Here is a 13,773-nt window from a genome sequence, read left to right as displayed (position 1 = left end):
CTGATGCGATTTCCACCTTTTCAGGTTCCGCCGCATTTTCTTCTCCATTATCCAGGAAGATAAAAGCCCCTGTAATCAGGATTAATGTAAATACCAAACCGATCATCATATTTAAAATGGAATTCGATCGATTTTTCTTTTTCAAACGAGAAGGATACGGTTTTTCTTCATTCGACATTCAATTGCCTCCTCTTCACATTATTTTAGCATAATGCGCTGTAACAAATTTGACGATTTGACGAAAAGAATGTTTCATTTTCGATTAATTTTTAATAAAAACGGCCATTCTTACTAAGAATGGCCCCAAGCATTAGGTAATTGAAACGATTTTAATTTCCATTTCGCCGCCTGGCGTCAATACTTTCACATTCTCACCGATTGTCCGGCCGATCATACTTTTTGCGATAGGCGAGTCATTTGAAATTCGCCCTTCCAACGGATCTGCTTCCGCTGATCCGACGATTGTGTACGATTCTTCATCGCCATCCGGAACTTCTACGAAAGTAACCGTTGTCCCTAAACGGACAATATCCTTGTTCAGTTCGTTTTCATTGATGATTACCGCGTTGCGGATCATCGATTCTAATGTTGAAATTCGGCCTTCTACAAATGCCTGGTCTTCTTTAGCCGAATCGTACTCAGAGTTCTCGGAAAGATCTCCGAAACTGCGTGCTATTTTAATCCGTTCAACGACTTCTTTACGTTTTACGGTTTTTAAGAAATCCAGTTCTTCTTCCAACTTCTGCTTTCCTGCAGCTGTCATCGGAAATTGTTTTTCGTTCGCCATTGTTCCCACTCCTTCAACTGCTGACTTTGGATATTCCTATCCGTCAGTCTCGTATCATCATATTATAAACTGTCAATCTATTCAAGAATTGTTTTAATTTTTGTAACCATCAAGTCAATTGCGACTTCGTTCTGCCCGCCTTCAGGGATAATCACATCTGCATAGCGCTTTGTCGGCTCGATAAATTGATTGTGCATCGGACGCACAACGGTCAAATACTGCTCGATGACAGAATCGATTGTCCGTCCCCGTTCGTTGATATCACGCAGCAGGCGGCGGATAATTCGTAAATCGGCATCGGTATCAACAAATAGCTTAATATCCATCAAATCACGGAGGCGTTGGTCTTCAAGCACAAGAATGCCTTCTAAAATGATGACATCTTTCGGTTCAATCACGACCGTCTCTTCAGCACGGGTATGTAAGGCATAGTTATAGATAGGTTTTTCTATCGGTTTTCTAGCTAATAATTCATTGATATGGTCAATCAGCAAATCTGTATCGAATGCCAATGGATGATCATAGTTCGTTTCCAGCCGTTCCTCAAATGCCAAATGGCTTTGGTCTTTGTAATAATAATCTTGTTCGATCACTACTACTGAATTTTCTTTGAATACTTCATAAATGGAATTTGTCACGCTCGTTTTGCCTGAGCCTGATCCTCCTGCAATTCCAATTACGACTGGACGGTTTTTAGACATACTTCCAAGCTCCTTGCAAACTATATTATTTTTTTAATGATTTTTTACGGCAAATCATGATGCCGTCTCCTACCGGCAGCAATTCCGCTTCGTAAGAGGGGTGATTCATCATATGTTCTTTGAAGGCTTTCAGATTTCGGATCATCGTCCGTTTTCTTCTCGGAATTTCCGAGATATCCATTCCAGCCATGCCGTGCATATGCATATTATCACAATAAATCAAGCCATTGTCTGCCAACAGGCTTTCATATTTATTAAAAAACTTCTCATATTGCCCTTTGGCTGCATCGATAAAAATTGCGTCATAAGAGGTTTTTAGCTCCGCTAAATCCATTTCCAATGCGTCTGCATGGAAAATGCGGATGGCCTCACTTAAGCCAGCAAGTGAAATAAATTCAACCGCCTTTTCGTAGCGCGTATCATCCCGCTCAATCGTATCGACATGGCATCCTGGCATTCCAGCAGCCATTTTAATGGCTGAAAACCCGATTGCCGAACCGATCTCCAGGATATGGTGAGGCTGCTGCTTTTTTAATAAGGCCAGCAGTTCATCGATTCCGGTTTCTTCCATGATCGGCACATGATGCTCTTCTGCGTAAATTCTGACCAATGCCAAAGCAGCGAATAATTTCTGTTGTTCCATCATTAATAGCTCCTTTTTACCGCAGCAAAAATTACTACCTATAATAACATAAAACAAGAAGGAATGCGAGGTCGCTTCCTTCTTGCGCATCATCAGTTGCCGATGTATTCGGCCTGATTCTTCAAATGTTCGTCATATGTCTTAGCAAAATGGTTGACTCCATCTGAATCGGCTAAGAAATAATAGTATTCGGTCGTTGCAGGATCTAATACAGCCTCGATCGATGAAGCTCCTGCTCCAGCAATCGGCCCCGGCGGCAAGCCTTTGTTCTGATAGGTGCTGTAAGGATCTTCGAATTCATAATCCTTATTGAACAGACGTTCTTTGTGTTCACCCATCGCGTAAATGACGGTCGGATCTGTCTGCAGCGGCATATCATCGTTCAAGCGATTGTAGAAGACACTTGCAATCGTCTCGCGATCTGCCTGGGCTGTCGCTTCTTCCTCAAGAAGGGAAGCGAAAGTCAAAAGCCAGTGCGGCGTCTTTTCCATTTCTTCTAGTACCGTCTGATATTGGGAGACAACTGAGTTTGTGGCATCCAACATTTGTTTAATGATCAGCTCCAAGGATGGATCTTCTTCATAAAACGGATAGGTCGCAGGGAATAAATAGCCTTCCAGTGCAAACTTGATATTTTCGCCTTTGATTTCTTCTGTCAACAGCGTAGGATACTCATTCATCAATTGGTCGATATAAGCTTCATCCGTTACACGCGCCATAAATTCCTCAGCTGTATAATCGGTTTTTTCTTCAATGACCGCGTTGCAATTTCTTCGAGCGTGAGCCCTTCTGGGACAGTGATTGAAAACAACGGTTCGCGGTAGACTTTACCCGTTTTTAAGCTTTCGGTGATTTCATCCAACGTCATCGACGGCAGCAACCCGTAGGTTCCCGCTTGGAAATCAGAATGATTATTGAATTTCACGTAATATTTATAAATCCGTGCATCTTCAATCAACCCTTTTTCTTCAAGCAATTCCGCAATGCTGTCTAGATTTGAACCGATCGGCACTTCAACTTCGATCACTTTTTCAGAATCCGGATCGACCGGTGCTAATGCACCTGTCACGTAATTATACGTCAGGAATCCAGCGACCCCGACAATAAGCAGCAATACCAGCGCAATAATCGCCACGATTCGGCGGACGACCTTCGTTTCTTTTTTCTTTTCGCTCATCCGTTCGAACATGACTTGTTTCTTTGACGGCTTGTCCATGGGTCCCCCCTTAGCTTTTTCTTCAATCCATTTTAATGGCCAGCAAGACTCTGCCCGTTCAAGCAGAAAATCACTGGCCACTATCATTAGTTCCATACTATTGAAACGCAGCAGGAATGAAGAAGTTCCATGTCTAAAAGTTTCTCTCTATCAGTATACAGAAGTCGCTGCAAAAGAAAAAGACGGAATCAGCAATCAATTCCGTCCCTTTCCAATTAGATTAAAATTCTTCGTTTTCTTCTTCTTCGTCAAGGAACGTGTTCAGCATTTCTTCGATCATGTCCCACTCTTCGTCTGTTTCAACCGGGCGAAGTTCGCCTCCAGCGATTTTTCCATCTGCATCTTCGTTTTCAGTGAATGAAGAAGCTTGGATTTCAATCTCGCCTTCGTCATCTTCCTCAGCGCCTACCGGGAAATACAATACATATGATTTTCCGAAATCCTCTGATTCAAATGTAAACAATACCTCAAATAATTGCTCGTTGCCGTTTTCGTCTACGACCGTAATATGTTCTTGTCCGTGTTCCATTTGGGTCACCTCATCATTTTTTAAAATCAAGATAGCCTTGCAAAATCATCACTGCCGCCATCTTGTCGATCACTTTCTTGCGGTTCTTTCGGCTGACATCCGCTGAAATCAGCATTTTCTCTGCGGCCATCGTCGTCAACCGTTCATCCCATAGCACAACAGGTATGGAATACGCTTCTTCAAGCATCGCTGCAAATTTCTCGGATGCTTCGGCGCGCGGACCGATTGAGTTGTTCATGTTTTTCGGATAACCGACAACAATATGGCTGACTTCATACTGTTTGATCAATTCACCTAAACGCTCCAAGCCGAATTCGCCTATCGCTTCATTGATTTTGACAGTTTCAATGCCTTGGGCTGTCCACCCAAGCGCATCGCTGATGGCAACACCAATTGTTTTCGAACCGACATCCAGTCCCATTGTTCTCATGTTATTCCTCGTTATTCTTTTTGATGTAGAATTTCACAAGCTCTTCCAGAATTTCATCCCGTTCAAGTTTGCGAATCATATTGCGTGCATCCTGGTGGCGAGGAATATAAGCCGGATCACCTGATAATAAATAGCCGACAATCTGATTGATCGGGTTATACCCTTTTTCTTCGAGTGCAGCATGGACCTGAAGCATCACATGCTTCACTTCCTGCTCCATCGATTCATCAGACGGATTGAATTTCATAGTTTGATCAAATGAACTCACGACAAGCACCTCGCTTTCGGATTTAGATAGGAGATAAACGTTCTCACTGCCTGAATCTCATTATAAACGATATCTTCCATTTATTAAACCTATTTGAGCAAGTTGTAGACAGATTCTAATGCTTCATCGAGTTTGCCTGGATTTTTAGCACCGGCCATCGCCATGTCCGGACGGCCGCCGCCTTTGCCTCCGCAAAGTTCAGCTACGTGTTTGACGATCTGTCCGGCGTGATAGTTCCCGCCTGCCAATTCTTTTGTCACGCCTGCAACCAACATAACTTTTTCACCGTCTGTGGCACCTAAAACTATTACGGCTTTCTCAAACTTCTGTTTCAAATCATCCATCATTTGGCGCAATTGGTTGTTGTCTTTCGCTTCGACTCTTGCAGAAAGCACCGTGATATCGTCAACCTGGCGTGCAGCTGCCATAATTTCAGAAGACTGGGCATTCGACATTTTTGCCATCAGCGATTCGTTCTCACGTAGGAGATTTTTCATTTCCTGCTGGAACGATTGGACTTTCTGGATCAGATCTTTCGTTGAAGATTTCATCAAGCCCGCTGTTTCTTCAAGCAAGTTTTCGCTTTCTTTCAAGTTTTCATAAGCGCCTTTGCCTGTTACCGCTTCAATACGGCGGATGCCTGCTCCGATTCCGCTTTCCGAAACAATTTTGAAGACGCCGATTTCAGCTGTATTCGTTACATGGACACCGCCGCAAAGTTCAAGCGAATAGCCGCCAATTTCAACGACGCGAACGACATCTCCGTATTTTTCACCAAATAAAGCCATAGCTCCCATGTCTTTTGCTTCTTGCAGATTATGGTAGCCGGTCTGAACCGAAATGCCTTCCCAGACTTTTTCGTTGACGATTCGTTCAATCTTTTCCAGTTCCTCACTTGTCACTTGCCCGAAATGGGAGAAGTCGAAACGCAGGCGATCTGGACCGACATATGAACCTGCCTGATTGACGTGTGTTCCTAATGTATCTTTTAATGCCTGGTGCAATAAGTGGGTTGCCGTATGGTTTTTGACGGTATGGCGGCGTTCACTTGAATCCACTTGGGCGTGGACCGATGCTTTCGTCAATTCACCGGTTTCCACTCGAACTGAATGGAGGTTTTGGCCATTTGGTGCTTTTTTCACATCAAGCACTACAGCTTTTACTAAGTCGTTCGTCAGTTTTCCGTGGTCGGCAATCTGCCCGCCGCTTTCTGCGTAAAAAGGCGTCTGGTCGAGAATGACTTGCACTTCTTCCCCTTCATGCGCACTTTCAGCTAACTCACCGTCTTTGATAATGACAAGAACTTTTGCGTCCGCAACTGTTTGCGTATAGCCGATAAATTCGCTCGGTTCTTTAATATTCCCGAGTACTTCCGATTGCGTCTGCATCGAGTTGACGTTTTGGCGCGCACTGCGTGCACGGTCGCGCTGCGCTTGCATCGCTGCTTCAAATCCATCGTGGTCAATGGACATGCCTTCTTCTTCCGCATATTCTTCTGTCAATTCAACCGGGAATCCGTACGTATCATACAAACGGAATGCATCTTCGCCAGGAATTTCAGAATGGCCCTGCTTTTTGCTGCTCGACGACTGTCGAAAGAATCGCTAAGCCATCATGCAAAGTTTCGTGGAAACGCTCTTCTTCCAATTTCATGACGCGGATAATGAAATCCTGTTTATCCGTCACTTCCGGATAGAAATCGTTCATGATTTCACCGACAACCGGCACAAGTTCGAACATGAACGGCTTTTCGATGCCCAATTTTTTCGCATAGCGGACAGCCCGGCGCAGCAGGCGGCGCAGAACGTATCCACGTCCTTCATTGGACGGAAGCGCTCCGTCTCCGATTGCGAATGCGACTGTACGGACATGGTCAGCAATAACTTTGAATGCCATATCAGCATCCCCGTCTTCGCCGTACTTCTTGCCTGAAATTTCTTCCGTTTTTGCGATGATGGGTGTGAATAGATCCGTATCGTAGTTAGTTGGAACATCTTGAACAACAGAAGCCATGCGCTCAAGGCCCATTCCGGTATCGATGTTCTGTTTCGGAAGCGGAGTATACGTATGGTCCGGATTATGGTTGAACTGAGAGAATACCAAGTTCCATACTTCCAGGTAACGGTCGTTTTCCCCGCCTGGATACAATTCCGGGTCATTCATGTCGCTGCCGTATTTCTCGCCGCGGTCATAAAAGATTTCCGAGTTCGGGCCGCTTGGGCCTTCTCCGATATCCCAGAAATTCCCTTCTAACCGAATGATGCGCTCAGCCGGCACACCGACTTCATTCAACCAAATGCTGTAAGCTTCTTCATCTTCCGGGTGGATCGTTACAGAAAGCTTTTCAGCGTCAAAGCCCATCCATCTTTCGTCCGTCAGAAATTCCCATGCCCAGTGGATCGCTTCTTTCTTGAAGTAATCACCGATCGAGAAATTTCCGAGCATTTCAAAGAAAGTATGGTGGCGCGCCGTTTTTCCGACATTTTCGATATCATTTGTCCGGATCGATTTTTGTGCATTGACGATTCTCGGGTTTTCCGGAATCACGCGTCCGTCAAAATATTTTTTCAAAGTTGCTACACCGCTGTTGATCCACAATAAGGAAGGATCTTCGAACGGGACTAAAGGTGCACTCGGTTCTTGATCGTGGCCTTTTTCTTTAAAGAATTCGATATACAATCTTCTGATGTCTGCAGCTTTCATGTTTTTCATCTTAATTCCTCCTCGATTCTTTTGGCTAAAGCTAGGTAGGCTGCAAGCGCTAGGCGAGGGCACAATAAAAAGCCTCCATCTCTTGCGCTTGCGCAAGGGACGAAGGCTTTAATTCGCGGTACCACCCTAATTACACGGAAAGCATCCGTGTCTCTCATTATGCCTTAACGCGGCGTGACGGCAGGGATTAGCTGCACTCCGGAGTAGCTTTCTAAAATCGCAAGCAGAAGGTTCTTCCAGCCTATGGAACCTTTTTCTGGTCAACTGCAAAATTATACTGTCTCCATCAATGTGTTGTTTACTATAAATTGAATTATATAGAAAAAGGTTTAGTTGTGTCAATAGCAGCGATCATCCGGAAAATTTCGAAATACGCCCGGTTATGGACAAAATACGCTCAGTTATTCATAAAATACGCCCAGCAGCTCAAGAAATACGCTTCTGCACGGAAATCCTGAAGTAAAAAAGCGCTCGCTATAAGCGAACGCTCCTTACACTTCCATAAAATCTTTCGGCGTGATGCCTTCCATGCCGACAAGCGGATGGATGAAATGGACGTTTTCATTGGTAAGGCTAACCGGCCCTTTTGTATTTGCCGCAGCCGTTTTAGCTTCGGCAATCGCAGGTTCTGTTTTAGCGACAGGCACTGATTCAACCATCGCCGCCTTTTCAGCAACAGCTGTTTCCTGCACCGGTTCTTCCGCAGACAATTGCAGCCGTTTTTTCAGCGTCGTCATGCGCTGCACATCATCCGTCCGTTCGACTCCGTAGCGGAACACTTGCGGATCGCCGCAAAGAATCAAAAAGTCTTTGCTGCGGGTGATGCCCGTATAAAGAAGGTTGCGCCGCAGCATTTTCATATAGCCGCGGACGACCGGCATAATGACTGTCGGGAATTCCGATCCTTGTGCTTTATGGATCGAACAGCAATACGCGAGCGTCAACTGGTTCAAGTCGCTGCGCTGGTAGGTCACTTCAATGCCGTCAAACGACGCGACGAGTATGTCTTGCTTCTCCACCGTTTCTTTCGCTTTTAAAATCGCGATCACTTCACCCATATCCCCGTTGAACACATTGCTTTCCGGTTGGTTTACAAGCTGCAGGATTTTGTCGCCGATCCGGTACGTGATGTCGCCGAAGACCAGTTCTTTTCGTGAACCATCCGGATTCGGGTTGACCATTTCCTGGATCATGCGGTTCAAGGCATCGATTCCAGCCGGACCCCGGTACATCGGCGCAAGCACCTGGATGTCTTTGATCGAATGCCCTTTTGACAAGGCGCTCTTGACCACTTTCTCGACGACAAAGGCTATTTGGTCCGCCCCCGCTTTGATAAACGATCGGTCTGATGTTTTTGCGGTAATATCCGCCGGCAATTGGCCTTTTTTCATTTGGTGGGCCAGTTCAATGATCGACGATCCGGAAGTCTGGCGGTAGATGTCCTTCAACTCGACCGTCGGAATGCGTTTTGATTCGAGCAGATCGCGCAGCACTTGGCCAGGTCCGACTGGCGGCAGTTGGTCCTGGTCTCCGACAAAAATGATCTGGGCATCGTCCGGGACAGCTTTCAGCAATTGATGCGCTAGCCACGTATCGACCATCGACATTTCATCGATGATGATCAAACGCCCTTCGATTTCCTTTTCCGTTTCTTCTTCTTTTTCCTGGCCGTTAAAGCCGAGCAAGCGGTGGATCGTCATGGCCGGAAGTTCCGTCGATTCACTCAGACGCTTTGCAGCGCGCCCGGTCGGAGCAGCGAGAATGATGGGAAACGGCTCTTTTTTCTTCGCGTAGTCTTTCGGGTCGAGCGATAAGCCGTGCAGTTCCGCATACACTTCGACAAGGCCGCGGACAACCGTCGTTTTCCCAGTGCCCGGTCCCCCTGTCAATATCATGACAGAAGAATTGATGCTGCCGTCTATTGCTTCAATCTGTGTTTCAGCATAATTCACCCCGAGCCGCTCCTCCGCTTCACCGAGTGCCCGCCGCACTTCTGACGCCGGAAAACGGTCCCGGTTTGCCTGCGAGCCAAGCAAAGTTTCGAGTTTTGTCGCAATGCCGACTTCCGAGTAATACAAGGACGGCAAATAGAGGCGGGTTTCTTCGCCCGCCACTTTGCTTTCTTCATTCAGCTCAATCATCGCTTTCGAAATTGCTTCGATGGATATCTCGTCGCGCTGGCTCGATTCAAGCATCCCTTTCACGAGCGGGATCAAGGTTATTGCATCCATATAAACGTGGCCTTCAGACAGCGACGCCTGGTTCAATAAATGCAGAACAGACGCTTTGATGCGGTCGGGATGTGCGCCAGTGATGCCGAGTTTTGCTCCCAATTCATCTGCCCGCTGAAAACCGATGCCTTCAATTTCTTCAATCAATCGGAACGGGTTTTTCGTAAGTACGTCAATCGTTTCTTCACGGTACGCCTGATAAATCCGCATGCCGACTTGCGGACCGAAACCCCAATCGTTTAATTGGATCATCACGCGCTCTAGTCCGAGATTCATCTGCAGCGTGGAGCGGATGGTGTCTTTCTTGTCATCTGAAAGGCGCGGTACGGCATCAAGCGCTTCCGGATCTTCCAAAATCTTTTTAATGGCATCTTTCCCGAGCTTTTTGACAATCGTTTCCGCCGTTTTACGGCCGATGCCATTGAACATATCGCTCGATAAATAGTGGACGATGCCTTGTTCTGTTTCAGGCACTTCTTTTGTGAAGGTCTCCACTTGGAATTGCACGCCGTATTTCGGATGGTTTTTTACCGAGCCTGTAAATCGGTACTGCTCTTCCAGTGACAATTTCGGGAAATAGCCCGAGACAATAATTTCTTTTTCGGTATAGGAGGTGTTCGTCTCTTGGATTTTCACTTTCGCGATGGAAAACAGATTCTGGGGATTGTGAAAAATCGAGACGACGGGCCTGCCCAGTACAAATTGCACTTCTTCCTGGAATAAATCGATTTGTCCGGTCATGTCTGTCGTCTCCTTTCTTCCGTGGTTACTGCAGTTTCGTTGCGATCATATCATAGGCGTAACGCGCCATTTCGTTTCGTTCATCCAATGTGTAAGCTTCCTTCAAATGATGCATGGCATCAGCTGTACGGTCAGTCGATACGGCATACAGGACGCCAAGATTGTAATGGGCATCTGCATGGTCCGGCTCATGTTCTAACACCTGCAGAAATTGCGGTTCTGCAAGGTCAAACAATTCCATCGAAGCAAGTGTGATGCCGTAGCTTAAGCGCGCCTGGACGTCTTCCGGGTCCAGTTCAATGGCACGCTGAAGATACGGAAGCGCCAATTTCGGCTGTTCCAGCTTTTCAAAGCATTTGCCGATCATGAAGTGGGCATCTGCCCCTTCAAGACCGTATTGAACTGCTTTTTCGTATAATTTCAAGGCTTCTGCAAAACGCTCCACATTGAAATAAAGGTTCGCTAACCCGTAATAAGCGGTCGCTGATGTTTCATCGAGCGTGATCGCTTTCTGGAAAAAGCGTTCAGCGCGCTCGACGTCATCCATCGAAGTCAGCACGTGGCCGAAATTGATGTAGCCAAGGGCGTTGTCCGGTTCTTCTTCGATCGCTTTCGTGAAAGCTTTGATCGCTTCTTCTGTATTGCCTTCTTGCAAGGCTTGAATTCCGATTTCATTGTAATTCATGTTCGTCTCTCCCATTAACCTACATATTCCAAACGTGCGCCGTTTTTGAACACACGGTCGATTGTTCCCCCGCCAAGGCATTCTTCGCCATCATAGAAAACGACCGCTTGCCCTGGTGTGATGGCACGTACCGGCTCGTCGAATGTCACAATCGCTTCTTCACCTTTGAATTCCACTGTTACGCCGACATCAGCCTGGCGGTAACGGAATTTCGCCGTGCATTTCAAAATGCCCATCGGTGCTGTATCTGAAGTGAAGCTTAAGTTTACCGCAGACAAGCTGTCTGAGAAAAGGGCTTCATGATTGATATTTTGGCCGACATAAAGAATGTTCTTTTCCAGATCTTTGCCGATGACGAACCACGGGTCTCCGGCGCCGCCGATTCCCAGTCCTTGGCGCTGGCCGATTGTGTAATACATCAAACCGTCATGTGAGCCTTTTTTAACGCCTTCAAGCGTTTCCATCGATCCTGGCTGCGCTGGCAAGTATTGGCCAAGGAATTCCTTGAAATTGCGTTCTCCGATAAAGCAGATGCCTGTCGAATCTTTTTTCGTTGCCGTCGCAAGTCCTGCTTCAAGTGCAATTTCACGCACTTTTTTCTTTTCCATATGGCCGATCGGGAACATCACTTTAGACAATTGCTCTTGATTCAATTGGTTCAAGAAATAGGTTTGGTCTTTGTTATTGTCTTTGCCGCGAAGCATTTTCGTTTCGCCGTTTTCTGCATGTTCTACTTGAGCGTAATGGCCTGTCGCTAAATAATCCGCACCGAGGCTAAGTGCATGCTCCAGGAATGCTTTGAATTTAATTTCTTTATTGCACATGACGTCCGGGTTCGGCGTTCTGCCGGCTTTGTATTCTTCAAGGAAATACGTGAAAACCTTGTCCCAATATTGCTGTTCGAAATTCACAGCATAATACGGAATACCGATCTGGTTGCAGACACGGATAACGTCTTCGTAATCTTCCGTCGCTGTGCAGACGCCGTTCTCATCGGTGTCATCCCAGTTTTTCATGAAAATTCCGATCACGTCATACCCTTGTTCTTTCAATAAATACGCGGCGACCGAAGAATCAACTCCTCCGGACATGCCGACGACAACGCGTGTATCTTGTGGAGCTTTTACCGTCATTTTTTATCACCTTTTCATAGCAGCGCTAAACGCTTGCTGATTTGTGCTGTCTTTTGGGCAGCTTCAGTTATTTGTTGTTCCGTCAGGCCGATGCCGAAACTGAAACGGATGGAATTGCGCAATTGCTCCGCTTTCTCCCCGAACATTGCAACGAGCACATGCGATGGATCGATGGAACCGGCTGTGCAAGCCGATCCGCTTGAAGCGGAGACTCCGGCGATATCCAAATTAACGAGGAATGATTCGATATCGATTCCTGGCAAGCTTAGGTTCAGAACATGCGGCATCTGATTGCCGCCGTTTTCCGAGAACTCGATGCCTTCATTCGTCAAAACGCTTTTGAAAATCTGTTTGTAGTTTGAATAGGCTGCTGCCCGCTCGTCCATCGTCGCAAGTGAAATTTCAACCGCTTTTGCGAACGCTGCAATCGCCGGTACATTTTCCGTTCCGGCACGGCGCTTCCGTTCCTGTTCGCCGCCAAATAAAATCGGCGACAGCGGTGTGCCTTTTCGCTGGTAAAGGAAACCGATGCCTTTTGGCCCGTTGAGTTTATGCGCGGATACCGACAAAAGGTCGACATTTAGCGCTTCCACGTCAATCGGCAAAACGCCGTATGCTTGGACGGCATCTGTGTGGAATGTGACGTCCGTATCTTTTAACAGCTCACCGATTTCAGCAATCGGCTGAACCGTTCCGACTTCATTATTGCCTAGCATGATGGTCACTAGAATTGTATCGTCCTCGCAGCGCTTTTTTCACGTCTTCTGCTCGGACCAGACCTTTTTCGTCAACCGGCAAGTAAGTGACCTCGTAGCCTTCCCGTTCCAATTTCTCGCAAGCGTGCAAAACGGCGTGGTGTTCAATCTGCGACGTGATGATATGTTTGCCGTCTTTTTTGGCTGTTGTGCCGAAGATCGCCATATTGTCCGCTTCGGTGCCGCCGCTTGTGAAAATGATTTCCGGGTCGTCTGCATGGATGCTCGCAGCGAATACACGGCGTGCGTCGTCCAATGTCTTGCGCGCAGTACGTCCGGTGCCGTGGATGCTTGATGGATTGCCGAATACAGTGAGAAGCGCTTCGGAAAAGGTTTCAGCCACTTCCGGATGCATCGGAGAAGTGGCTGCATGGTCTAAATAAATTCGATTCATTTTAACTGTCTCCTTATATATAAAACATATAATTTTCGTTATTATCGTCTTTTTGATTGGCTAAATCGTCTATGCTCGTCGTCTCAAGCACGTTTTTGACTGCGTCGCGGATGCGAATCCACAATTCGCGCTGCGGCTGAGCTTCGTCTTCGATGCCTTCAACCGGCTGGATCGGGCCTTCAAGCACTTTGATAACGTCTCCAGCGGAAATTTCTTTCGGGCCGCGCGTCAGCATATAGCCGCCGTATGCGCCTCGTACACTTTTAACTAATCCTGAATTGCGAAGCGGACCTACTAATTGTTCCAGATACGCTTCAGATAAATCATATTCTGCCGCAATTTTCCGGAGCGGAATCGGCCCTTCTCCGTAATGTTTGGCGAGTGAGATCATAATCGTCAAGCCGTAGCGGCCTTTTGTTGAAATTTTCATGCTTACACCTCTGAGTCAGATTCCAATTATTCTTCAAAATAGTATAGCATATTTGTCGGGAATGGACTTGCAATGACTTTTATTTGGCAAAACGATATACTAATAGAACGAATGTACG

At 46.5% G+C, this 13,773-nt stretch carries 10 protein-coding genes and 3 pseudogenes; all 13 read right to left on the bottom strand.

The annotated features are described in order from the left end of the window. Positions 1-310: 310 nt before the first annotated feature. Positions 311-787, bottom strand: coding sequence for a transcription elongation factor GreA (gene greA, locus L0M13_RS07920; RefSeq protein WP_235199022.1), 477 nt, complete (start codon positions 785-787; stop codon positions 311-313). 77 nt (positions 788-864) lie between these two features. Continuing rightward, positions 865-1,488: a uridine kinase gene (udk, locus tag L0M13_RS07915; protein ID WP_235199021.1), complete on the bottom strand. Its 624-nt coding sequence runs from the start codon at positions 1,486-1,488 to the stop codon at positions 865-867. A 25-nt stretch (positions 1,489-1,513) separates the two neighbouring features. Further along, on the bottom strand, positions 1,514-2,131 hold the full coding sequence (locus L0M13_RS07910; RefSeq protein ID WP_235199020.1) for an O-methyltransferase: 618 nt from the start codon (positions 2,129-2,131) through the stop codon (positions 1,514-1,516). 92 nt (positions 2,132-2,223) lie between these two features. Then, positions 2,224-3,347, bottom strand: a pseudogene (mltG, locus tag L0M13_RS07905) (endolytic transglycosylase MltG). A gap of 220 nt (positions 3,348-3,567) precedes the next feature. Next, positions 3,568-3,876, bottom strand: coding sequence for a DUF1292 domain-containing protein (locus L0M13_RS07900; protein ID WP_235199019.1), 309 nt, complete (start codon positions 3,874-3,876; stop codon positions 3,568-3,570). A gap of 13 nt (positions 3,877-3,889) precedes the next feature. Beyond that, positions 3,890-4,306, bottom strand: coding sequence for a Holliday junction resolvase RuvX (gene ruvX / locus L0M13_RS07895; RefSeq protein WP_235199018.1), 417 nt, complete (start codon positions 4,304-4,306; stop codon positions 3,890-3,892). Position 4,307: 1 nt separating this feature from the next. Beyond that, complete coding sequence (locus tag L0M13_RS07890) at positions 4,308-4,574, bottom strand: IreB family regulatory phosphoprotein (protein WP_052651832.1); 267 nt, start codon at positions 4,572-4,574, stop codon at positions 4,308-4,310. Positions 4,575-4,663: 89 nt separating this feature from the next. After that, positions 4,664-7,286 (bottom strand): annotated as a pseudogene (gene alaS, locus L0M13_RS07885) (alanine--tRNA ligase). Between the two features lie 491 nt (positions 7,287-7,777). Continuing rightward, entirely contained in the window at positions 7,778-10,258 is a 2,481-nt protein-coding gene (locus tag L0M13_RS07880; protein WP_235199017.1) for an SF1B family DNA helicase RecD2, read from the bottom strand. A gap of 25 nt (positions 10,259-10,283) precedes the next feature. Continuing rightward, entirely contained in the window at positions 10,284-10,943 is a 660-nt protein-coding gene (locus L0M13_RS07875; protein WP_235199016.1) for a tetratricopeptide repeat protein, read from the bottom strand. A 14-nt stretch (positions 10,944-10,957) separates the two neighbouring features. Further along, the gene (mnmA, locus tag L0M13_RS07870) at positions 10,958-12,076 is read right to left on the bottom strand and encodes a tRNA 2-thiouridine(34) synthase MnmA (RefSeq protein ID WP_235199015.1); all 1,119 of its coding nucleotides are present in this window, start codon (positions 12,074-12,076) and stop codon (positions 10,958-10,960) included. Positions 12,077-12,090: 14 nt separating this feature from the next. Further along, positions 12,091-13,225: pseudogene (locus L0M13_RS07865) on the bottom strand (cysteine desulfurase family protein). Between the two features lie 13 nt (positions 13,226-13,238). After that, positions 13,239-13,655 carry a cysteine metabolism transcriptional regulator CymR gene (gene cymR, locus L0M13_RS07860; protein ID WP_235199014.1) on the bottom strand — a complete coding sequence of 139 codons (417 nt, stop codon included), beginning with the start codon at positions 13,653-13,655 and terminating at the stop codon, positions 13,239-13,241. Positions 13,656-13,773: the final 118 nt, after the last annotated feature.

It is taken from the genome of Planococcus sp. 107-1, assembly GCF_021513255.1.
Lineage (GTDB): Bacteria > Bacillota > Bacilli > Bacillales_A > Planococcaceae > Planococcus.
Note: the sequence above shows the minus strand (reverse complement) of the source record. Positions and strands in the feature narration are given on the sequence as shown.

What these genes read in the sequence shown, in the direction of transcription:
- L0M13_RS07910 (WP_235199020.1), bottom strand. Translation starts at nt 2,131, where the DNA reads ATGGAACAACAGAAATTATTCGCTGCTTTGGCATTGGTCAGAATTTAC.
- udk (WP_235199021.1), bottom strand. Translation starts at nt 1,488, where the DNA reads ATGTCTAAAAACCGTCCAGTCGTAATTGGAATTGCAGGAGGATCAGGC.
- L0M13_RS07875 (WP_235199016.1), bottom strand. Translation starts at nt 10,943, where the DNA reads ATGAATTACAATGAAATCGGAATTCAAGCCTTGCAAGAAGGCAATACA.
- ruvX (WP_235199018.1), bottom strand. Translation starts at nt 4,306, where the DNA reads ATGAGAACAATGGGACTGGATGTCGGTTCGAAAACAATTGGTGTTGCC.
- mnmA (WP_235199015.1), bottom strand. Translation starts at nt 12,076, where the DNA reads ATGACGGTAAAAGCTCCACAAGATACACGCGTTGTCGTCGGCATGTCC.
- L0M13_RS07880 (WP_235199017.1), bottom strand. Translation starts at nt 10,258, where the DNA reads ATGACCGGACAAATCGATTTATTCCAGGAAGAAGTGCAATTTGTACTG.
- greA (WP_235199022.1), bottom strand. Translation starts at nt 787, where the DNA reads ATGGCGAACGAAAAACAATTTCCGATGACAGCTGCAGGAAAGCAGAAG.
- L0M13_RS07900 (WP_235199019.1), bottom strand. Translation starts at nt 3,876, where the DNA reads ATGGAACACGGACAAGAACATATTACGGTCGTAGACGAAAACGGCAAC.
- cymR (WP_235199014.1), bottom strand. Translation starts at nt 13,655, where the DNA reads ATGAAAATTTCAACAAAAGGCCGCTACGGCTTGACGATTATGATCTCA.